This window comes from Peptoniphilus rhinitidis 1-13, assembly GCF_000246925.1.
GTDB lineage: Bacteria > Bacillota > Clostridia > Tissierellales > Peptoniphilaceae > Peptoniphilus_A > Peptoniphilus_A lacydonensis.
This window is the reverse complement of sequence record NZ_BAEW01000001.1, coordinates 220,844-243,460: the sequence shown is the minus strand read 5'-3', so window position 1 is coordinate 243,460 and position 22,617 is coordinate 220,844. Positions and strand designations below refer to the sequence as shown.

Sequence of the window (22,617 nt, the reverse complement as noted above, 5' to 3'; positions counted from 1 at the left end):
AGGCTATTTTTTTTGAGGAGTTTTATGAATTATTACAATAGATTAGACTTAGATAGAATCCCTAGACATGTTGGAATAATAATGGATGGCAATGGTAGATGGGCAAAAAAACGAAATATGCCAAGAACTCTCGGGCACAAAGAGGGAGCAAAAAGAGTGGTAGATATTGTAGAAACGGCTTATAATTTAAATATTAAATCATTAACTCTATATGCATTTTCTACTGAAAATTGGAAAAGACCGGAAGAAGAAATATCTAAATTAATGGATTTACTTGCATTTTATATAAAAACTCAACTTCAAAGAATAAAGAAAAATAATATTAAAATTAATGTTTTAGGAGATTATAATGTCTTTCCTGAATTAATTGTAAAACTAATTGAAGATGCATTGCAGGAAACAAAATCAAATGATAAAATGATACTAAATATTGCTCTTAATTATGGTGGACAAAGTGAAATAGTTCGAGCTACGAAAAATATCGTGAAAGATATTTTAAACGAAAATATTTTATTAGAGGATATTAACACTCAAAGTTTTAAAAATTATTTGTATACAAAAGGTCAAGATGATCTTGATTTGCTTATAAGACCAAGTGGAGAATTGAGAGTGTCAAATTTTTTATTATATCAATTAGCTTATAGTGAATTTTATTTTTCTAATGTTTTATGGCCTGATTTTAATGAGTATGAATTTTATAAAGCTATTTATGATTTTCAAAATAGAAATAGAAGATATGGAGGTCTATAATTTGACAGATTTGAAAAAAAGAGTTACTACTGGAGTAGTTGGCATTTTACTTTTAATTTTAATTTTTTGTATAGGTTTAAATGCGGTAAAAGTTTTTATATTATTATTGACACTTGAAGCTATAAGAGAGCTTTATAATGCGTTTTTAAAAAAGGGGATTAAATTATTTTTGCCAATTTTATTTTTTGGAGCATTAATTACTTTTTTATGTACTTACTTTAATTTAAATTTAGTTTATGCTCTTATTATTTATTTTGTAGTAAATTCAGTGTTTTCTATAATTATAGAAGATTATAGTGTTGAAAATTATTTATATACAAGTTTTTCTTATTTTTATGCTGTGTTTATGCTTAATGTTTTGGCAAGTATTAATGATATTTATTTAATTATTTCAGCATTTGTAATTTCGTTTTCCACTGATACTTTTGCCTATTTTGTGGGGTCAACATTTGGCAAGCATAAATTAATAGAAAGAATTAGTCCCAATAAATCTGTTGAAGGCTCAATAGGTGGAACTGTATTTGCACTTATTATCACTTCTATTTATTTTATTTTGATGAATAAATATATTACAAATTATAATATTGATTTTTTTGTCATTTTAATTATATTGATATCATCTATTTCAGGACAATTTGGAGATTTATTTGCCTCTAAGTTAAAAAGATATGTAGATATTAAAGACTATGCACAAATTTTACCTGGACATGGGGGTGTCCTTGATAGGTTCGACAGTTTGATTTTTATTAGTCCTTTTATTTTTATTTTATATAATATTATCTGAGGGAGGAATAATGGTTACTTTAATAAGTTCAGTTATAGTTTTTCTTCTAGTAGTAATGCTTCATGAATTTGGACATTTTACAGTTGCGAAATTATCTGGAATAAAAGTAAACGAATTTTCAATTGGCATGGGCCCCAAAATTTTTCAAAAAGAAAAAAAGGAAACCACTTATAGTTTAAGAGCTCTTCCAGTTGGAGGATATGTTGCAATGGAAGGAGAAGAAGAAAATTCTGATGATCCTAGATCTTTTAACAATGCAACTATTTCAAAACGTATAGCAGTTGTTTTGGCGGGAGCTTTTATGAATTTTGTTTTGGGATTTTTAGCTTTTACAATAATTTTTTCCATAGTTGGATATGGATCGAATGAGATCGATAATGTAATAGATAATTCTCCAGCTATGATTGCAGGTTTAGAAAATAAAGATAAAATATTAAGTGTAAATAGTCTTAAAGTGGATGATATATATGATATAAATTCTATAGTTTCAGCTAGTGATGGAAAAGAATTAAATTTTAAAATTTTAAGAAATGGAGAAGAAAAAGAATTTTTATTAAAACCTAAATATTCAAATGAAAGTAAGAGATATATTATAGGAATAACTGCGAAACTTGAGCATTCCTTTTTTAAGTCAATTGAACTTGGCGCTAAAAGGACTTTTGAAGTAGCAGGAATAATTTTAAAAAGTCTAAAGATGATATTTGATGGTTCTTTTAAGGTGGAATACTTGTCTGGTCCTGTGGGTGTAGTCCAAATGATTGGATCAGAATCCTCAAAGGGTTTTTTATATTTTTTACAAATTTTAGCTTTAATTTCAATTAATTTAGGTGTGTTTAATTTACTTCCTATTCCTGCACTTGATGGGGGAAAGTTTCTATTTTTAATTATTGAAGCTGTAAGAGGTAAACCAATTGATGAAAAAATAGAACAGAGGTTATCTCTAATTGGAATCAGTATTTTATTTAGTTTAATGATTTATGTGACGATTTTTAATGATATTGGAAGGTTGTTTAACAAATGATAGAGAGAAGAAAAACTAAGAAAATTTATGTTGGAGATGTACCAATTGGAGGAAATTCTCCCATAACTATTCAGTCAATGACAAATACAGATACTAAAGACATAGATTCAACTGTTTTACAAATAAAAAAATTAGAAGATGCTGGATGCGACATAATAAGAATGGCAGTTAATGATTTTGAAGACGCATTGGCACTTAAAGAAATAAAAAAATCAATAAAAATTCCTATAATTTCAGATATTCAATTTGATTATAAACTAGCAATAAAAGCTGCCGAAAATCAAAGTGATGCAATAAGATTAAATCCAGGGAATATTGGAGATTCTTGGAAAATAAAAGAAGTAACTAATGCGTGCAAATTTTATGGAATCCCTATAAGAGTTGGAGTTAATTCAGGGTCTATAAAAAAAGAATTTTTACACAAATTTAATGGTGTTAATGCATTATCTATTTGTTTAAGTGCTATGGAAGAAATCGAATTACTTGAAAAAAATAATTTTTACGATATAGCTGTATCTTTAAAAGCATCAAATGTAAATCTAACAATAGAAAGTTATAGAAAATTTGCGGATATGTCCAATTACCCACTACATCTAGGAGTTACAGAAGCAGGGACGCCCAAAAATGGAATAATTAAATCATCTATTGGCATTGGAACACTTCTATCAGAAGGTATAGGAGATACTATAAGAGTTTCTCTTACAGCTGATCCAGTAGAAGAAGTTAAAACAGGTAAAGATATTTTAAAGGCACTTGATCTTAAAGAGGATGGCGTCGATTTGATTTCATGTCCTACTTGCTCAAGAACTAAGTTAGATTTGATTAGTATAGTAAATGCTGCTGAGAATAGACTTTACTCTATGGATAAAAATTTAAAAGTTGCTATAATGGGATGTCCTGTCAATGGACCTGGTGAAGCCAAAGAAGCTGATATTGGTATTGCTGGAGGAAATGGAGAAGGAATTATTTTTAGAAAGGGAGAAATAATAAAAAAAGTTCCAGAAGAAAATTTATTAGAAGAACTTTTATCTGAAATAGAAAAGTTAGGGTGATAATTTGATTTTATTAAAAGAAATCTTAAAAAAAATGGATGATTCATCTTTGAGTCTTTCTGATGATATTTTTATCAATTCTATAAAAAGAAATAAGAACAGTGGAGAAGTTTTTTTTACAATTATTTCGAAAGAAAAATTAGAATTAGATGATAAAGATGATATAAAAAAACTTTTCAAAAAAAATCTAAAAGATTATAAAGTATATATTGATTTTAAATCATCTTCTCTTTATGAAAGTGAAGATGATTTAATTTATGGAGAAATTCTAAAGTATAATCCTTCTTCTAAAATTTGGATTGAAAATATTGAGATTATAAAAGATGAGAAATTAAGTAAAATTGAAATAAAATTACCAACAGAAGAAGCTTACTATAATTTAACTAAAAATGGCTTTGGAAATTTTTTGGAAAAGAAACTTTTAGATTTTGGTAAATATAAAGTGGATTTTAATTGTAAGAAAAAGATTATAGAAGAATCTCATATTGAATCTTTTATATCTAAAATAAATGAAGCTGAAGATTCTATTTCTGCAAAGCATGAATTAGAAATAAAAACAAATATAGACAACAAAGAAAAAGAAAGAAAAATAAAAAAGATTTCAAGCTATGGGAAAAAAGATTTAGAAAATATATCAAAACTTATAGATGTAAACTTAAATTCACAAAAAGTAACTGTTGAAGTTGATATTTTTAAAATAGAATCTAGAGAGCTAAAAAATGGGAATTTTTTGATTTCTCTTTCTATAACTGATTATACATCTTCAACTCTTGCCAAAATATTTTTAAAACCAGAGAAAGCTGAAGAATTCTTAGAGAATTTTAGAGAAAAAGACCATGTCCTTATAACCGGAAAAGTTAATTATGACAATTTTTCTAGATGCGAAACAATTATGTTAAATTATATAGAAAAGAAAGACAAGATTATTCGAATGGATTATTCCAATGAAAAAAGAGTTGAATTTAGAATTCACTCAAAAATGTCGCAAATGTCGGGGGTGACTTCTTTCACAGATTTTGCACAAAGGGCAAAAATTTGGGGGCATAAAGCAATTGCAATTGCAGATAATGGTGATGTTCAAGGATTTCCTGAGGCTATGGAGTCTGGTGAAAAAGTAGGGCTTAAAATTTTATATGGAACAGATGTAAATTTTGTAGATGATAAAGAGAAAATTGTGACAAATTTTGATTCTAATAAAAATTATAATTCCTACGTTGTTTTTGATATTGAAACAACAGGGCTTTCATCTAGAAATGATAAAATAACAGAAATTGGTGCAGTTAAGATTGTAGATGGAATAATTGTGGATAGATTTTCACAACTCATCAATCCCGAGAAAGAAATACCACAAGTTGTTGTTGATCTTACTGGAATTAGCAATGCAAAAGTAGAAAATGAACCTACAATTAAAGAAGTAATCCCAAAGTTTTATGAATTTGCTAAAGACTCTGTTTTAGTAGCTCACAATGCAAAATTTGATATTTCTTTCATTAGAAGAGAGTACAAAAATAATAATTTAAAATTTAATCATCCAATTTTAGATACTTTGGTACTTGCCAGAGCTACAATGACAAATATGAAAAGATTTAATTTAGGAACACTCTGTAAAAACCTTGGAATATCCCTTGTTGGGGCTCACAGGGCTGTAAATGATGCCGAAGCTACTGCGGCAATGTTTATAAAACTTATAGGCAGATTTAAAAAAGAAAATAAATTTAACTTTGATGAATTGAATAAAATAGTTCAAAACATAGATTCTAAACGTTTATTCGAAAATTCTCTTCTTATAATAGTAAAAGATGAAATTGGATTGAAAAATTTATATAAATTAATTTCAGATTCTCATATGAAATTTTATAATTTTTCTGCAAAAGTTCCTAGAACTTTATTAGATAAATATAGAGAAGGAATTCTAGTTGGTTCTGGAAATGCAAATTCAGAACTTTTTGATGCTGTTTATAGAATGTGTCCAGATGAAGAATTACTTGAAATTGCAAAATATTATGACTTTCTGGAGATTCAACCTTGTAGTGACAATATTATGGCAATTGAAGATGGTAAATTTACTATAAAAGATATAAAAGAGATAAATGAAAAAATTGTTTGGCTAGGGGATAAACTCAATATTCCTGTAATTGCAGATTCTGAAACATATTATATTGAAAAAGAAGAAGATTTACTAAGAAGAATTGTTTTAAATGGAAAGCCTGGAAGGCCTGATGTTAGAGCAAGTAGAGAGCAAAAATTTTATTTTAAAACTACAGAAGAGATGCTTGAAGAATTTTCTTACTTGGGAGAAAAAAAATCATATGAAGTCGTAATAGAAAACACAAACAAATTAGCTAATGAAATTAAAAATATAAAGCCAATTCCAGATGGTAAATACCCTCCAGTAATTGAAGGCTCAGATGAAGATCTTAGAAATATGACTTATAAGAAAGCTCATGAAATTTATGGAGATAATCTTCCTCAAATTGTAGAAGACAGACTAGAAAAAGAACTTGAATCTATTATATCTAATGGTTATTCAGTATTATATATAATTGCTCAAAAATTAGTAAAAAAATCAAATGACGATGGTTTTTTAGTTGGGTCAAGAGGTTCTGTTGGTTCTTCATTTGTAGCAACTATGTCTGGAATAACAGAAGTAAATCCTCTTCCTCCACATTATATATGTCCAAATTGTAAATATTCTGAATTTTCTGAAGATTTAACTTATGGTTCTGGTGTAGATATGCCAGATAAAATTTGTCCTAAGTGTCACACTCCATTAAAAAAAGATGGACATAATATTCCCTTTGAAGTTTTTTTAGGGTTTTATGGAGATAAAGAGCCTGATATAGATTTAAATTTTGCAGGAGAATATCAACCGAGAGCTCATAAATATACCGAAGAACTTTTTGGCGAAGGATATGTATTTAGAGCAGGAACTATTGGAAAAATTGCAGAAAAAACTGCCTATGGATATGTAAAAAAATATTTTGAAAATAAAAATATTTCACCCATAGAAATAGATAGACTGTCTAAAGCTATAACAGATGGCAAGAGGACAAGTGGACAACATCCTGGTGGTGTAATGATTGTGCCAAAGAGCAACAGTATTTTTGATTTTACTCCAATTCAATATCCAGCAGATGATTCAACGTCTGGAGTAGTAACTACACACTTTGACTATAACTTTATTCATGGTAAAATTTTAAAATTAGATATACTTGGTCATGATGGTCCAACAATAATAAAAATGTTAGAGGATTTTACAGGTTTAGATTCAAGTAAAATTAGACTTGACGATGAAAAAACTCTTTCTATTTTTAATAGTGCAGATATTTTTAATATGGATGAAGATATTTTCACTTGTAAAACTGGAACTCTTGGGATACCAGAATTTGGAACATCTTTTGTAATTTCAATGCTAATAGAAACTAAACCTAAGAATTTTGCAGATCTTGTTAGAATTTCTGGACTTTCTCATGGTACAGATGTTTGGGTTTCAAATGCTCAAGAATTAGTAGATTCTGGACGTGCCGAGCTTAAAGATGTAATTGCGACAAGAGAAGATATTATGGTTTATTTAATAAATGCAGGAGCCGAAAATAAAATGGCCTTTGATACTATGGAAAAAGTTAGAAAAGGAAAAGGTCTAACTGAAGAACAAGAAAAAATAATGAATAATTTAGATTTGCCTGAATGGTATATTGATTCTTGTAAAAAAATTAAGTATATGTTTCCCAAGGCACATGCAGTTGCTTATGTGATGCTTTCTTTCAGAATTGCTTATTATAAGTTAAATTATCCTCTTGCTTTTTACGCAACTTATTTTACAATTAAATTAAATGATTTCAACGGAGAAAATATTATTGAAGGTCCCAATTTTTTAAAAAATCGAATAAAGACATTAAGAGAAATTGAAAAACCTACTGCAAAAGATAAAGGAGAAATAAGAGTTTCTGAAGTTGCACTTGAAATGTATGCAAGAGGATTTGAATTTTCACCAGCAGATTTATATAAATCAAAATCTTCAAAATTTACAATAGAAAATGAAAAAATCAGAATGCCTTTGAGAGCAATACCAGGCATTGGAGAAAATTGTGCAAATAATATTGAAGAAGAAGCACAAAAATCTAAATTTTTATCAATTGAGGATTTTTCAAAAAGAACAAAAGCGGGAAATTCTGTAATTTCTATTCTACAAAAAAATGGGATGTTAGTAGATCTAGATGAAACTAATCAAATTTCTTTATTTAATTTTTGAAAACTTGTAATTCTACTAATTTGTGTTATAATTTAATAAGAAAGATATTTTTAGTAAAGAGTGGGGAGTCCCACTCTTTGTTTTTTAGTAGTGAGGTGTTAAGTGAATAAAAAAGAGTTAAAAGAAAAGATTTACCCACTAGCTGAAGATGTTGCAAGAGAACTTGGATATGAAATTGTAGACATAGAGTTTCAAAATGGTTCAAAGCACGATCTGTTGTCAATTTTTATTTATAAAAAAGAAGGTATTGACCTTGATGATTGTACTGAAATGAGTAGAAATTTAGAAAAAAAATTAGACGATTTAGAATTTTTAAAAGATCCATATTATTTAGAAATTTCTTCCCCGGGACTTGATAGACCTTTAAAAAATAAAGATGATTACAGGAGAAATATTGGGAATGAAGTTGAAGTTAAACTTTATGCTCCGATTCATGGAAAAAAAGAATTTAGTTTTGTATTAGATAAGTATGATGATGAAAATGTATATTTTGAGAGTAAAGGCAAAGGAGTTGCAATACCAATAAAATCAATTTCATCAATGAAACAAACTATAAAATTTTAACGGAGGAATGTATGAACCAAGAGTTTATAGAAGCTTTGAATGAAATCGAGAAAGAAAAGGGGATTTCAAAAGAAATAGTTTTTGAAGCTTTAGAATCTGCTTTAGTTTCAAGCTATCGAAAAAATTATGGAACTTCACAAAATGTAATAGTAAATATGAATAGAGATACTGGAGAAATAAAGTTATATGCGTCTAAAGATATTGTCGAAGAAGTAGAAGACCCACAACTTGAGATGTCAATAGATGAAGCTAAAAAAATTGACTCAAGCTATGAAGTTGGTGATGTATATAATTTAGAAATTCATCCTAAAAATTTTGGAAGAATTGCTGCACAAACAGCTAAACAAGTTGTAATTCAAAGAATCAAGGATGCAGAAAGAGATATAGTCTTTGATGAATATATCGAAAGAGAAAAAGAAATAATAACTGGACTCGTTCAGAGAAAATCTTATAATAATGTATATGTTGACCTTGGAACTACTGAGGGAGTACTTCCTTATAGTGAACAAATAAATAATGAGAAATACGAACATGGCGATAGATATAAAATGTTAATCCTTTCAGTAGAAAAATCAACTAAGGGTCCTCAAATTATTTTGTCAAGATCTCATCCTGATTTAATAAAAAGACTTTTCGAATTAGAGGTACCTGAAGTTAGTGAAGGAATTGTTGAAATTTATTCTATTTCTAGAGAGGCAGGTTCAAGAACTAAAATTTCTGTTTTTTCAAGAGATCCAGAGGTTGATCCACTTGGAGCTTGCGTTGGTTATAAAGGTCAAAGAGTAAATGCTATTGTAGATGAAATTCAAAATGAAAAGATAGACATAGTAATTTATGAGAAAGATACTGCCAAATTTATTGCAAATTCTTTAAGCCCGTCAAAGGTAGAAAAAGTATTTATAAATGAGGATGAAAAGTCTGCCCTTGCAATTGTTCCTGACTATCAGCTTTCTCTTGCAATAGGAAAAGAAGGGCAAAATGTTAGACTTGCAGCTAAATTAACTGGTTGGAAAATTGATATTAAATCACAAAAACAATTCGAAGAATACCTGGAAAAAAGAGATATTACTGAAGAAGAATTACGAGAGGAATTCGAAAATTCAAAAGTTAATAGTAATGAAAGAGATAATACAGCATCTGATAATGGAGATTCTGAATTGCTAGAAGATGATATGTTTGAAATTTCAGACAAAGAATCTGATATAGAAAAAGATTCTAATCTATCTTCTGTTGAAGATGAAGATAAAGAAATAGATGAAATGTAAAATTCTTAATTTAATGAGGTAAAAAATGTCAAAAATTAGGAAAGTTCCTATGCGAACTTGCATAGGTTGTAGAGAGCAAAAACCAAAAAAAGATTTAATCAGAGTAGTAAAAGATAAAGAAAATAAAATTTTTATAGATAAAACAGGAAAGGCAAATGGAAGAGGAGCTTATTTATGTAATGATAAAAACTGTTTAGAAAAAGCAATAAAATCAAAAGCATTAAACAGAGCATTTACAACAGAAATTAGTGAGGAAGTTTATGAAAATCTAATTAATTCTGTAGAATAGGGCTTCTTTTGAGGAGGTGTTCAATTTGTCAAAAATTAGAGTTCACGCATTGGCAAAGGAAATTGGTATCAGCAGTAAAGAATTGATTTTAAAATTACATGAACTAGAGATACCAATAAAAAATCATATGTCAACTTTATCAAGTGCAGATGAAGAAAAAATAAGAAATTTATACACAAAAAATTCTTTTGATAAAAAATCTCCTGTAAAGAATAATAATTCTAAAAATAGAGATGAAAATATAAATATTAGAAATCAAGGCAAAAAAAACTCAAAGAACAAAGAAAAGAAAGAAGAAAGAAATTCTTTAAAAAAACAAAAGTCCAAAAACAGCAAAGTAAAAGATGAAAATATTTCTGAATATGAAGATGAAAAACACAACAAATCAAATAATAGAAAGTCTAACAATAACTTTAAAAACAAAAACTCCTACAATAGAGATTTAACTAAGAAAAAACCAAAGAAAAAAGTTAAATCAAAGCATAAATCGGAAGAAAAAAGTGAAGGAGATGATCCTATAAAAGTAATTGCACCAATAACAGTTAAGGACTTTTCAGACCAACTTGGAGTATCTATTTCCACAGTTATTACTAAGCTTATAGGCCTTGGAATAATGGCAAACCAAAATCAAAGTATTGATGAAGATACTTGCATACTTCTAGCAGACGAGTTGGGAATTGAGATTGATATGGAAGAACCAAATCTTGATGAATCGGTTGAAGAAGAATATGGACTTCTAAAAAAAGATAAAGAAAGAGATTTAAAACTCAGACCACCTGTTGTAACAGTAATGGGACACGTTGACCATGGTAAGACTTCTCTACTTGATTCTATAAAATCCACTCATGTTACTCAGTCTGAAGCAGGAGGGATAACACAACACATAGGAGCTTATACTGTTAATTTATCTGGAAAGAAAATAACTTTCTTAGATACTCCTGGACATGAAGCATTTACTTCTATGCGACTTAGGGGAGCTCAAACTACTGATATAGCTGTTCTTGTTGTTGCAGCTGACGATGGAGTTATGCCTCAAACTGTTGAAGCTATTTCTCATGCAAGATCAGCTGACGTTCCAATAATTGTTGCCATAACTAAAATAGACAAACCTGAAGCAAATCCAGAAAAAGTAAAGCAAGACCTTATGAACGAAAACCTCGTTGCAGAGGAATGGGGCGGAGATACAATTGTTGTCGGTGTTTCCTCTAAGACTGGAGAGGGAATAGATGAACTTTTGGAAATGATTCTTTTAGTTGCTGAAATGAAGGAATTAAAAGCTAATCCTAATAGACGAGCTATTGGAACTATAATTGAAGCGAATCTTGACAAATCAAAGGGACCTATGGCGACAATTTTAATTAAAAATGGAACATTGAGGTTTGGAGATTCTATTGTATCAGGCATTTGTTCCGGAAGAATTAGAGCAATGGAAGATGACAAAGGCAAGAAAGTAAAAAAAGCTGGTCCTTCTATGCCAGTTGTCGTCCTAGGTCTTAATGATGTCCCTAATGCAGGAGATACTATTTATTCTGTAAAAGATGATAAAACAGCAAAAGCCATTGCTGATAAAAATGCAGAAATATCAAGAGAAAAAAGGCTTAGTCAAACAACTAAGATAAGTTTAGACAATTTATTCGAAAAAATTAGTGAAGAAGACGTTAAGGAACTAAATATTGTTGTAAAAGCTGATGTAAAGGGTTCTGTTGAAGCATTAAATCAATCTCTTCTTAAACTGTCTACTGAAGAAGTTAAAATTTCTATTATTCACTCCGGCGTAGGAGGAATCAATGAATCTGATGTTACTCTTGCTTCTGCATCAAATGCAATTGTAATAGGTTTTAACGTAAGACCGAATATGAATGCAATAGAACTTGCAAAAGAAGAAGAAGTGGAAATAAGAACTTACAGAGTTATTTATGAAATAATAAATGACATTGAACAAGCAGCAAAAGGTATGCTCGATCCAGATATTGTTGAAGAAATTTTAGGTAGATGTGAAGTAAGACAAACATTCAAACTTCCAAACAATCAAATGGTTGCAGGGGTTTATGTTTTAAATGGAAAGATTTTGAGAAATGCTAAAGTAAAAGTATTAAGAGATGATGTAGTAATTCATGAAGGTGATATTTCATCGCTTAAAAGATTTAAAGATGACGTTAAAGAGCTTGCCCAAGGCTATGAAGGTGGTCTTGTAATTGATGGATTTAATGATATAAAAGAAAATGATCTTTTAGAAGCATATATATTAAAGGAAGTAGAGAGATCATAATGAATAGTAAAAGGATTAATAGGATTTCTGAAGAAGTAAAAAGAACAATTTCAGATATAGTACAAAACGAATTAAAAGATCCAAGGATTCCATCTATAACAAGCATTTCTCATGTAGAAGTTACAAACGATCTTTCCTATGCTAAGGTATATGTATCTGTTCTTGGAAATGATTTTGACAGAGATGAAGCAATAGAAGGGCTTAATTCTGCTAAAGGATTTATAAAAAAGGAATTATCTAAGAAAATAAAATTAAGAGCTATGCCTGAACTTATTTTTATAAAAGATGATTCAATAGAAAAAGCCTTAGAACTTGATAAGCTAATTGATGAGGTAAATCATGGAGATGAATAAATTAGATTCTTTTTCTTGTGAATTTAAAGAATTAATTAATAGAAGCGAAAAAATCGCAGTTGCATCTCATTTAAATCCAGATGGGGATAATTTAGGCTCAGTCACAGCAATGGTCGGAATGTTAAAAAAATTAGGGAAAGAGGCTATTTTTGTTCTAGATGACATTATACCAAACTCTTTCAAGTTTCTTCCAAATCTAGGTTCTGCTAAAAATCCCAAGGATTTAAGAGAAGATTTTGACTTATTTATAGCGCTCGATTCCTCTGATTTAAATAGAATGGGTCCTAATGTTTCAAGAATATTTAAAAATTCAAAAAAAACTATAAATATAGATCATCATTTTAGCAATGATAATTTTGCAAGCTTGAATATTGTTGACGATAAATCTCCAGCAACATGCGAACTTCTTGCAAGAATTTTTGAGTCACTGGATTTTGAGCTTAATAAAAATATTGCAACATCTTTATTTACAGGAATTTCTACTGATACTGGTTCTTTTAAATACGATTCTATAAATTCTAATACATTTATAATAGCATCGGAACTTTTTAAATATGACATCAATATAAATGAAATAACTGTAAACATCTATCAAAGTAGAACTAAATCTAAAACAGATTTGTTAATTAAATCAATGAATTCTATTGAATATTTTTGTGATAATAAAATAGCTGTTGTTTATGTCACAAAAGATGATATGACAAAAACAAATGCAGAGAAATCTGATGCAGATGGAATTGTCGAATTTGTTAGAGATATTGATACCGTTGAGCTTGCAGTTTTATTAAAGGAAAAAGATGATTGTATTAGGCTTTCTCTAAGGTCTAAATCAAAAATTGATTGTACTAAAATTGCTTCTCAATTTAATGGTGGAGGTCATGTTAGAGCATCTGGAGGAACTATTAATCATTTAGACTTAGAAAAAGCTAAAAATGATGTAATAGAAGTAGCAAAAAAACAATTATTATGAACGGCTTAATAATTTTTGATAAAGAAAAGGGAATTACTTCTCATGATTTAGTCTACAAAGTTAGAAAAAAGACAGGGATAAAAAAAGTTGGTCATGCAGGTACTCTTGATCCCATGGCAACTGGTGTACTCATTATAGCAATTGGTAAAGCTACAAAAGTGAACGAGTATTTACTTTTAAAAGACAAAAAATATATTGCAAAGATAAAACTTGGAATCTTAACAGATACTTTTGATATAACAGGAAATATTTTAGAGAAAGAAAATGTATCTGTGTTAAAAAAAGATATAGAAGAAGTTTTGAAAAGATTTACAGGTAAGATGAGCCAAACTCCTCCAATTTATTCCGCATTAAAAGTTAATGGAAAAAAGCTTTATGAATATGCTAGAGAAGGTAAAGAAGTTAAAATTAAAAATAGAAATATTGAAATTTTTGAAAATAAACTAATTGATTTTAATGGAAAAGACGAGTTTTCTATTGAAATTGAAGTTTCTAAAGGTACCTATATAAGATCAGTTGCTTATGATATTGGAAAAGCAGTAGGGACTTATGGTACTATAACTGAACTAAGAAGAATAAAGAGTGGGAATTTTGATATAGAAAATTCCATAAAAATCTCTGATTTTGAAAATATGAGCTTAGACGAATTAAAATCAAATTTGATTCCCATGGAATTAGCTTTAGAAAATTTAAAAAGAATCGAAATACCAAAAAGCTTTAAACAAAACTTTTTAAATGGACAATTTTACAAGCTACAAGATAAGTGTGAAATTGAAAATTACAGAGTTTATTGTGAAGACTTGTTTTTAGGAATTGGTGAAATTCGAATAGAAAATGGTAGTTTTTTTCTTAAAATGAAGAAAAAATTAATAGGTGATTTATGAGAATAATTGAAATTGATTTAAATTATGTTGCAAGTGAAGAATCAGTAATTGCCCTTGGAAATTTTGATGGACTTCACAAAGGGCATATAGAACTTATAAATAAAGCGATTAAAGATGCACAAAAATTAAATATTAAGTCAAGCCTCTTACTTTTTAAAGAGCACACTGATAATGTTATAAAAGTTGGTAAAAAAGATATACTAACTACAAATAAGACGAAGTTTGAAATACTTGAAAGTCTTGGAGTAGACATAGTTTATTTAATAGATTTTACAAAAGAATTTATGACTTATAGTCCTATTAATTTTTTAAAAGATTTTTTATCTAAAAATCTAAAAATTAAAGGAGTTGTAGTAGGGTATGACTATACTTATGGTTATAAAAAATCAGGAAATATTGATTTTTTAATAAAAAATAAGTATCTATTTGACTCTGTTTATATTGTTGACCAAATAAAATTCAAGGGCGAGAAAATCTCATCATCTCATATAAGAGAATTAATTGAAAAAGGAAGAATAGGAGAAGCAAATTTATTGCTTACAAGACCTTATAAATTAATTGGAAAAATTATTCATGCTAAAGGTCTTGGAAAAAAAATGGGTTTTCCAACTGCAAATCTAGAACTAATAGATAATTTTGTAATACCAAAACATGGAGTTTATGATACAAATATTTTAATTGACGGAAAAAAATACAAGGCTTCTACAAATATTGGAACCAATCCAACAGTTGAAAATAATGGAGTAAAAATCGAATCACATATTTTGAACTTTAATCGTGATATATATGGAAAACTTGTTGAACTTGAAATTTTAAATTTTGTAAGACCTGAGCTAAAATTTAATAATGTAGAGGAATTGTTTGAACAAATTGCAAAGGATGTTTTAATTACAAAAAACAGATAACTTTACATTAATATAAATTCATGGTAAGATATATAAGGTTAAATAGCTATTCACAGTTCGACGCTCCTCGACGTGTACTTTGATTAGCTTTATTAAAATTTAGGAGGAAAAATATGTTAGAAAAAGAAATGAAACAAATTATTATTGATGAATTCAAGACTCATGAAGGTGATACTGGATCACCAGAAGTTCAAATTGCAATTCTTACTAGAAGAATTAACGATTTAAATGAACATTTAAGAACTCACAAAAAAGACCATCATTCAAGAAGAGGGCTTCTAAAAATGGTTGGTAAAAGAAGAAATTTATTGAGATATTTAAAAAATAAGGATATAGAAAGATATCGTACACTTATTAAAAAATTACAAATAAGGGGATAATAGGAGCGGTAATTCCGCTCTTTCTTATTAAAAGGAGGAAATAATGGAAAAAGTTTATACAATGGATCTTGCTGGTTCCCAACTAAAGGTAACAATTGGAAAAGTTGCTGAACAAGCAAATGGCGCTTGTTTAGTTCAATATGGAGAAACTGTTGTACTTGTTACAGCCACTTCTTCTTCAAAGCCGAGAGAGGGAATCGATTTTTTTCCTCTAAGTGTTGATTATGAAGAAAAAATGTATGCCGTTGGTAAGATTCCTGGTGGATTTATAAAAAGAGAGGGAAGACCAAGTGAAAAGGCTACACTTTCTGCAAGATTAATTGACAGACCTCTTAGACCTCTTTTCCCTGAAGGATATAGAAATGATGTTCATATTGTTGCAACTGTCCTAAGTGTTGATCAAGATCATTCTCCAGAGATAGCTTCAATGATAGGATCATCCATTGCACTTTGCATCTCAGATATTCCTTTTGACGGGCCTACTGGATCTGTTGAAGTTGGGTTTATTGATGGGAAATATGTTATAAATCCAAGTGAAGAGGAAAGGAATAAATCATTAATTAACCTTTCTCTTTCTGGAACAGAATCTGCAATTATGATGGTTGAAGCTGGAGCACAAGAAGTAAGTGAATCTGAAATGTTAGAAGCAATTTTAGAAGGACATGAAGTCATAAAAGAAATCTGCTCTTTCATTAAAGAAATCACAAATGATATTGGAAAAGAAAAATCAGATTATGAAGTCTTTAAAGCTGATGAAGAAATTGTTTCTAAGGTAAAGGAATATGGACAAGAACTTCTTATAGACGCAATCAGGCAAAAAGATAAAGTTGTAAGAGTTGAAAAAACTAATGCCGCAAAAGAAAATATTCGTGAACATTTTAAGGATTTAATGGAAGAGAATGCAAATGACATTGAAGCGGCCTTAGAAGAAATTGAAGTTACTGAAGTAAGACGCGGCATTTTAGAAGATGAAAGAAGACCTGATGATAGAAAGTTAACTGAAATAAGGCCACTTTCATCAGAAGTCGGGATTTTACCAAGAACTCATGGTTCTGGACTATTCACTAGGGGACAAACTCAAGTACTTTCAATTGCAACTTTAGGGGCAATATCTGAAGAACAGGTTATAGATGGACTTGGCGATGATAAACCTAAAAGATATATACATCATTACAATTTCCCTGGGTTTTGCGTAGGAGATACTAAACCATCAAGATCTCCTGGAAGGCGTGAGATAGGACATGGTGCTCTTGCTGAAAGAGCTTTGATTCCAGTAATTCCTGACAGTGAAACTTTTCCATATACTATTAGAGTTGTATCTGAAGTATTATCTTCTAATGGCTCATCTTCACAAGCCTCTATATGTGGTTCTACACTTGCACTTATGGATGCAGGAGTTCCTATAAAAGCACCAGTTGCAGGTATTGCCATGGGATTAATAGAAGAAAATGAAATAATAAAAATTTTAACAGATATACAAGGACTTGAAGATCACTTCGGAGATATGGACTTTAAAGTAGCTGGAACTAGAAAAGGTATAACAGCTATTCAAATGGATATTAAAGTTGAAGGAATAAAAAAAGAAATATTAGAAGTTGCTCTTGAAAGAGCTAAGGTTGCAAGATTTGAAATTCTTGATCACATCGCAACTACAATAGAAAAACCAAGAGAAGAACTTTCTAAATATGCACCAATAATTCATATGATTTCAATTGATCCTGAAAGAATTGGAGAAGTTATAGGTGTTGGTGGAAAAATTATAAATAAAATCATCGAACAAACTGGTGTTAAAATCGATATTGATGATGATGGAAGAATTTCCATACTTTCCGATGATGATGATAAGGCAAAAGAAGCGATATCAATTATAGAAGATATTGTTAAGGATATAGAAGTTGGAGAAGTTTACACTGGAAAAGTTAAAAAAATTGTGAAATTTGGTGCTTTTGTTGAAATTAAAAAAGGAACAGAAGGACTTTTGCATATATCAGAAATTGCCCATGAAAGAACAAAAAACGTAGAAGATGTTTTAAAAGTTGGAGATACTGTTGAGGTTAAAGTAATAGATATTTCTGATGAAACTGGAAAAATTTCACTTTCAAGGAAAGCTATTCTAAAAAGAGAAGATAGTAAAGAAGAACAAGATAAATAGTATAAAAATTCAGTCGCATTAATATATATTTTAATGCGATTTTTTAAAGGAGATTTTATGAAATTAAAAATTATAAATAAAAGTAAGCATCCTTTACCAGAATATGAAACCTCTGGATCATCTGGCATGGATTTGAGAGCTAATTTAGATAATGAGTTAATTATAGAACCTTTTGATAGGGTATTAGTTCCAACTGGATTATTTCTTGAATTTGAAAAGGGATATGAAGCACAAGTAAGAGCTAGATCTGGGCTCGCATTAAAAAAAGGTCTGGGTCTTCCAAATGGAATTGGTACTATTGACTCAGATTACAGAGGAGAATTAAAAATAATTTTAATAAATATGAGTAAAGAAACTGTTGTAATAAAAGATGGGGAAAGAATTGCGCAACTCGTATTTATGAAAATAGAAATCCCAGAAATACAAGAAGTTGAAAAAATAAATAACACCAAAAGAAGTGACGGAGGATTTGGTCACACTGGTCTTTAAGAGCACAAATTGTTATAATATTAATGAGGTGCTATCTTCGTGGTAAAAAACAAAAATGTTAAGAAAAAAAGTACAAAAAAAGTAAAAAAAAGAAATAATCGTTCTAGCAGCACTTCTGGCAAAGAAATTATGGGACTATTTTTAATAGTAATTGGAATAGTATTTTTTATTTCTCTTTACAGTCAGAATATGGGATTAATTGGCAGTTTAATTTATAAATTATTTTCAGTTATAGCTGGTTCTGCAAACTTTTTGATTCCGCTTCTTTTAATCTTTTGGGGTATTCTTTTTAATTTAACTTCTACAAAACTTCATATGAAAAGATATATAACTTGTTCTCTTGTAATATTTTTGTGTATTTTAATCTTTTTAGACGGTTCAAAAGACACAGACATGACTTTAATTGACAGAATTATTAAATCCACTGAATATATGGACATAACAAGAAGCGGAGGAGTCATAGGTGCTATCTTTGGATTTTTTTCATATAAACTTTTAGGGCCACTAGGCACTTATTTAGTTCTTGGAATTATAATTATAGCGTCAATTTACTTTATGCTTAAAATAAATATAGATCAAATAATTATGTTTGCAGAAGATATTGGAGAATATTTTGAGGATAAAAAGAAAAATTTTCAAGAAAAGAAATCTGAAAGAGAGCTAAAACTAAAAGAAAAGCAAAGAAAAAAATTGGAAAAAGAAAAATTAAAAGAAAAAGGGAAAAAAAGAAAAGATTTATCAACTTCTGGAACTAATCATTATAATTCAGAAGAAGAAATTTTTACAGAAAATTTAATTATTAAAGATTATTCTGATGAAAGTATTGAAACTAATAAATTAGGAAGTCGAGAAAATAAGAATGTTGACAACAATTTAACAGATTTTCAAGTATTAGAAATAGAAGATGTCAAAGATACTCTAAAAGATGATATAGAAAATAAAAATAAAGAAGAATTTATTTATACTTATCCTGATATTGCATTGCTTGACTTTGCAAAGGTAAAAGGACGATTTTCAAAAAATGAAGTAATTGAAAAGGGAAAAATTATTGAAGAAACAATGAAAAACTTTGGTATTGATGCAAAAGTTGTAGCTATAAATCGCGGCCCTGTAATTACTTCATATGAATTAAAACCAGCTCCTGGAATAAAGTTGTCTAAAATTGTAGGATTAAGTGATAATATTGCAATGGCTCTTGCAAGTTCAGACCTTAGAATTGAAGCTCCTATTCCTGGGAAAACCGTTGTTGGCATAGAAGTTCCAAATAAAGAAAAAGATGCAGTTTCTCTTAGAGAACTAATTGATTCAAGAGAATTTAAAAATATTAAGTCAGAAATTCCACTAACTTTGGGTAAAGATGTTGAGGGAAATATTCTATTGTCGGGAATAGAAGATATGCCTCATCTTTTAATAGCTGGAGCGACAGGTTCTGGTAAATCAGTTTGTATAAATTCAATTATAACTAGCATTATTTATAAATCATCGCCAAAAGATGTAAAACTAATGTTAATTGACCCTAAAGTTGTCGAACTTAGTGTTTATAATGGAATACCTCATCTCTTAATTGATGTAGTAACTAATCCAAAAAAAGCAGCTTTTGCTTTAAATTGGGCTGTTGATGAAATGGAAAAAAGATATGAGTTATTTGCAGAAAATCATGTTAGAGATTTGAAAGGGTTCAATATAAAAATGACAGAACAAGGTAGGGAAGATGAAAAATTACCTAAAATTCTGATTATAGTAGATGAACTTGCTGATCTTATGATGGTGGCGTCAAAAGAGATAGAAGAATATATTGCAAGACTTGCACAGAAAGCAAGAGCCGCCGGTATGCATTTAATTTTGGCAACACAAAGACCTTCAGTCGATGTAATAACAGGTACAATAAAAGCAAATATTCCTTCCAGAATTGCTTTTGCTGTGGCATCTTCTGTTGACTCCAGGACTATCCTAGATATGGGAGGAGCTGAAAAACTCTTAGGCAAGGGGGATATGTTATTTTATCCTAGTAAGTACCCTAAACCAAAAAGAATTCAAGGTGCTTTCATAAGTGATGCTGAAGTTGAAAGAGTTGTAGATTTTGTTAAAAATAATAATCAAATAAAAAACAACGTGGAATCTAAAATTGAAAAGGCAATTGAAAACAAAAAAGTTAAAATTGATGATGATAAAGATCCTCTTTTCAAAGAAGCCGTTGAACTTGTAATTAATGATGAACAGGCATCTATATCTTATATACAGCGAAAATTAAAAGTTGGATATTCAAGAGCTGGAAGAATTGTAGATCAAATGGAAGAAATGGGAATAATTGGTCCTCATGAAGGATCAAAGCCTAGAAAACTTTTAAAAACTAAGGATGAAATAGAAATAATTTTAGGTGATAAAGATGAATAATGTGCATATAGTTACACTCGGATGTTCAAAAAATGAAGTGGACTCTTCTATGATGTATTCTCTTCTGAATAGAGATAAATATAAAATGGTAAATAATCCAAATGATGCTGATATATTGATAGTAAACACTTGTGGATTTATTGATGCTGCTAAGGAAGAATCTATTGACACTATTTTGGAATCTATTGAATATAAAAAAAGTGGAAAGTGCAAAAAAGTTCTACTTTCTGGTTGTTTGGCACAAAGGTATCCTGAAGAACTCTTGAAAGAAATACCCGAAATTGATGGAATTATTGGGACTGGTAACATAAATTATATTAATGAACTTTTAGATAGAAGTCTTAAAGGAAATATTTTTGTAAAAACTGACAATTTAAATTCAGCATATATTGAAGGTGTTAAAAAAGAGATTGTTAATATTACAGAATATGTAAAAATATCTGAGGGATGTAACAATAATTGTTCTTATTGTATAATTCCATCACTTCGAGGGAAGAATAGATCTCGAAAAATTGAAGATATTTATTCCGAAGTTGAATACTTAGTAGAAAAAGGTACAAGAGAGATTATTCTAATAGCACAAAATACTACTGATTATGGTATTGATCTTTACTCTAAATATTCTCTTGCAAAATTAATTAAAGAAATTTCTAAAATAGAAAATCTAAAATGGATAAGAGTTATGTATTTATATCCGGATCATTTTACAGAAGATTTAATTGAAGAATTTAGAGATAATGAAAAGCTTTTAAAATATGTCGATATGCCATTACAACATATTTCCGATAATGTTTTAAGAAATATGGAAAGAAAAACTAATAAAGATCATATAATAAAAACAATTAATGAATTGAGAAAATCAGTACCAGAAATTATAATAAGAACAACACTTATTGTCGGATTTCCAGAGGAAAGTGACAATGATTTTAAAGAATTAGTTGATTTTGTAGAAAAAACAAAATTTGATAAATTAGGAGTTTTTGAATATTCTAAGGAGGAAGGGACAAAAGCTTCACTTATGAGAAAACAAATAGATGAAAATACTAAAAAAACTCGAAAAGAAGAAATAATGTATATTCAAAGTGAAATTTCAAGAGAACTACTTTCTAAAAACTTAGGTAAAAATTTAGAAGTTTTAATAGAAGAAAAAATTGATGAAAATAATTATGTTGGAAGAACATACATGGATGCACCAGAAATTGATGGAGTTACCTATGTTTTTTCAGATAAGAATTTAGAAATTGGAAATTTTATAAATGTAAATATTGTAGATACTTTAGATTATGATTTAGTAGGTGATGTAATATGAATACTCCAAACAAATTGACACTTTTGAGAACTCTTATGGTTCCTATTTTTATAATATTTATGTATTTAGATTTTAATGGTTCAAGAATAATTGCAACTTTAATATTTGCGATTGCTTCTTTTACAGATTTTTTAGATGGATACCTTGCAAGGCGTGATAATTTAGTAACTAATTTTGGAAAATTTGCAGATCCTCTTGCTGACAAAATTCTTGTATGCTCTGCAATGATTATGCTTGTTAGTTTTGATGAGATACCTGCATGGGCAGTAATTATAATAATTGCAAGAGAATTTACTATAACTGGTTTTAGGATTATAGCTGCATCAGAAAATATTACGATAGCTGCAAGCCCCCTTGGAAAATTTAAAACTGTTACTCAACTAATTTCTAATATTTTACTTTTAACGGGAGTTCAATCTCTAAGACATACAGGAATGGGTATATTTTATTTAGCAGTTATTTTTACAGTAATATCCGGAGCAGATTATATTATTAAGAATAAAAAAGTTCTTGATTTGGATAATATTTAAGGTGA

Annotated in this window: 19 protein-coding genes; all 19 read left to right on the top strand. The window is 29.0% G+C overall.

All coding sequences use genetic code 11. From position 1 onward, the window contains the following. Positions 1–24 precede the first annotated feature (24 nt). Positions 25–750, top strand: a complete 726-nt coding sequence (gene uppS, locus RH95_RS01115; RefSeq protein ID WP_010242409.1) for an undecaprenyl pyrophosphate synthase — start codon at positions 25–27, stop codon at positions 748–750. After that, on the top strand, positions 710–1,534 hold the full coding sequence (locus RH95_RS01110; RefSeq protein WP_010242408.1) for a phosphatidate cytidylyltransferase: 825 nt from the start codon (positions 710–712) through the stop codon (positions 1,532–1,534). The genes uppS and RH95_RS01110 overlap by 41 nt, the downstream gene beginning before the upstream one ends. Before the next feature lie 10 nt (positions 1,535–1,544). After that, on the top strand, positions 1,545–2,555 hold the full coding sequence (gene rseP, locus RH95_RS01105; RefSeq protein ID WP_010242407.1) for an RIP metalloprotease RseP: 1,011 nt from the start codon (positions 1,545–1,547) through the stop codon (positions 2,553–2,555). Then, on the top strand, positions 2,552–3,607 hold the full coding sequence (ispG, locus tag RH95_RS01100) for a flavodoxin-dependent (E)-4-hydroxy-3-methylbut-2-enyl-diphosphate synthase (RefSeq protein WP_010242406.1): 1,056 nt from the start codon (positions 2,552–2,554) through the stop codon (positions 3,605–3,607). Before rseP ends, ispG begins: the two co-directional genes overlap by 4 nt. 4 nt (positions 3,608–3,611) lie before the next feature. Then, positions 3,612–7,859, top strand: coding sequence for a PolC-type DNA polymerase III (locus RH95_RS01095; RefSeq protein ID WP_010242405.1), 4,248 nt, complete (start codon positions 3,612–3,614; stop codon positions 7,857–7,859). A gap of 102 nt (positions 7,860–7,961) precedes the next feature. Continuing rightward, entirely contained in the window at positions 7,962–8,423 is a 462-nt protein-coding gene (rimP, locus tag RH95_RS01090; protein WP_010242403.1) for a ribosome maturation factor RimP, read from the top strand. A gap of 11 nt (positions 8,424–8,434) precedes the next feature. Next, positions 8,435–9,688: a transcription termination factor NusA gene (gene nusA, locus RH95_RS01085; protein WP_010242402.1), complete on the top strand. Its 1,254-nt coding sequence runs from the start codon at positions 8,435–8,437 to the stop codon at positions 9,686–9,688. Between the two features lie 25 nt (positions 9,689–9,713). Beyond that, positions 9,714–9,977, top strand: coding sequence for an RNase P modulator RnpM (gene rnpM, locus RH95_RS01080; RefSeq protein ID WP_010242401.1), 264 nt, complete (start codon positions 9,714–9,716; stop codon positions 9,975–9,977). 25 nt (positions 9,978–10,002) lie between these two features. Then, the gene (gene infB, locus RH95_RS01075; protein ID WP_010242400.1) at positions 10,003–12,246 is read left to right on the top strand and encodes a translation initiation factor IF-2; all 2,244 of its coding nucleotides are present in this window, start codon (positions 10,003–10,005) and stop codon (positions 12,244–12,246) included. Next, a complete protein-coding gene (gene rbfA, locus RH95_RS01070; RefSeq protein WP_010242399.1) occupies positions 12,246–12,599 on the top strand; it encodes a 30S ribosome-binding factor RbfA in 354 nt (117 codons plus the stop codon). The genes infB and rbfA overlap by 1 nt, the downstream gene beginning before the upstream one ends. Beyond that, the gene (locus RH95_RS01065; protein WP_026038554.1) at positions 12,592–13,569 is read left to right on the top strand and encodes a DHH family phosphoesterase; all 978 of its coding nucleotides are present in this window, start codon (positions 12,592–12,594) and stop codon (positions 13,567–13,569) included. The genes rbfA and RH95_RS01065 overlap by 8 nt, the downstream gene beginning before the upstream one ends. Next, positions 13,566–14,453 carry a tRNA pseudouridine(55) synthase TruB gene (gene truB / locus RH95_RS01060; RefSeq protein WP_010242397.1) on the top strand — a complete coding sequence of 296 codons (888 nt, stop codon included), beginning with the start codon at positions 13,566–13,568 and terminating at the stop codon, positions 14,451–14,453. The genes RH95_RS01065 and truB overlap by 4 nt, the downstream gene beginning before the upstream one ends. Further along, positions 14,450–15,358, top strand: a complete 909-nt coding sequence (locus RH95_RS01055) for a bifunctional riboflavin kinase/FAD synthetase (protein WP_010242396.1) — start codon at positions 14,450–14,452, stop codon at positions 15,356–15,358. The genes truB and RH95_RS01055 overlap by 4 nt, the downstream gene beginning before the upstream one ends. Before the next feature lie 113 nt (positions 15,359–15,471). Then, positions 15,472–15,738 (top strand): 30S ribosomal protein S15, encoded by a 267-nt coding sequence (gene rpsO, locus RH95_RS01050; protein ID WP_010242395.1) that lies wholly within the window; start codon positions 15,472–15,474, stop codon positions 15,736–15,738. Between the two features lie 43 nt (positions 15,739–15,781). Then, positions 15,782–17,890 (top strand): polyribonucleotide nucleotidyltransferase, encoded by a 2,109-nt coding sequence (locus RH95_RS01045; RefSeq protein WP_010242394.1) that lies wholly within the window; start codon positions 15,782–15,784, stop codon positions 17,888–17,890. Positions 17,891–17,947: 57 nt separating this feature from the next. Beyond that, the gene (dut, locus tag RH95_RS01040; protein WP_010242392.1) at positions 17,948–18,379 is read left to right on the top strand and encodes a dUTP diphosphatase; all 432 of its coding nucleotides are present in this window, start codon (positions 17,948–17,950) and stop codon (positions 18,377–18,379) included. A gap of 39 nt (positions 18,380–18,418) precedes the next feature. After that, the gene (locus RH95_RS01035; RefSeq protein WP_010242390.1) at positions 18,419–20,773 is read left to right on the top strand and encodes an FtsK/SpoIIIE family DNA translocase; all 2,355 of its coding nucleotides are present in this window, start codon (positions 18,419–18,421) and stop codon (positions 20,771–20,773) included. Beyond that, entirely contained in the window at positions 20,766–22,082 is a 1,317-nt protein-coding gene (rimO, locus tag RH95_RS01030; RefSeq protein ID WP_010242388.1) for a 30S ribosomal protein S12 methylthiotransferase RimO, read from the top strand. Before RH95_RS01035 ends, rimO begins: the two co-directional genes overlap by 8 nt. Beyond that, positions 22,079–22,612, top strand: a complete 534-nt coding sequence (gene pgsA / locus RH95_RS01025) for a CDP-diacylglycerol--glycerol-3-phosphate 3-phosphatidyltransferase (RefSeq protein WP_010242386.1) — start codon at positions 22,079–22,081, stop codon at positions 22,610–22,612. Before rimO ends, pgsA begins: the two co-directional genes overlap by 4 nt. Positions 22,613–22,617 lie beyond the last annotated feature (5 nt).

Coding starts and splice junctions, on each gene's coding strand:
- uppS (WP_010242409.1), top strand. CDS start 25: ATGAATTATTACAATAGATTAGACTTAGATAGAATCCCTAGACATGTT.
- RH95_RS01110 (WP_010242408.1), top strand. CDS start 710: ATGATTTTCAAAATAGAAATAGAAGATATGGAGGTCTATAATTTGACA.
- rseP (WP_010242407.1), top strand. CDS start 1,545: ATGGTTACTTTAATAAGTTCAGTTATAGTTTTTCTTCTAGTAGTAATG.
- ispG (WP_010242406.1), top strand. CDS start 2,552: ATGATAGAGAGAAGAAAAACTAAGAAAATTTATGTTGGAGATGTACCA.
- nusA (WP_010242402.1), top strand. CDS start 8,435: ATGAACCAAGAGTTTATAGAAGCTTTGAATGAAATCGAGAAAGAAAAG.
- rnpM (WP_010242401.1), top strand. CDS start 9,714: ATGTCAAAAATTAGGAAAGTTCCTATGCGAACTTGCATAGGTTGTAGA.
- rbfA (WP_010242399.1), top strand. CDS start 12,246: ATGAATAGTAAAAGGATTAATAGGATTTCTGAAGAAGTAAAAAGAACA.
- RH95_RS01065 (WP_026038554.1), top strand. CDS start 12,592: ATGAATAAATTAGATTCTTTTTCTTGTGAATTTAAAGAATTAATTAAT.
- truB (WP_010242397.1), top strand. CDS start 13,566: ATGAACGGCTTAATAATTTTTGATAAAGAAAAGGGAATTACTTCTCAT.
- RH95_RS01055 (WP_010242396.1), top strand. CDS start 14,450: ATGAGAATAATTGAAATTGATTTAAATTATGTTGCAAGTGAAGAATCA.
- rpsO (WP_010242395.1), top strand. CDS start 15,472: ATGTTAGAAAAAGAAATGAAACAAATTATTATTGATGAATTCAAGACT.
- RH95_RS01045 (WP_010242394.1), top strand. CDS start 15,782: ATGGAAAAAGTTTATACAATGGATCTTGCTGGTTCCCAACTAAAGGTA.
- dut (WP_010242392.1), top strand. CDS start 17,948: ATGAAATTAAAAATTATAAATAAAAGTAAGCATCCTTTACCAGAATAT.
- rimO (WP_010242388.1), top strand. CDS start 20,766: ATGAATAATGTGCATATAGTTACACTCGGATGTTCAAAAAATGAAGTG.
- pgsA (WP_010242386.1), top strand. CDS start 22,079: ATGAATACTCCAAACAAATTGACACTTTTGAGAACTCTTATGGTTCCT.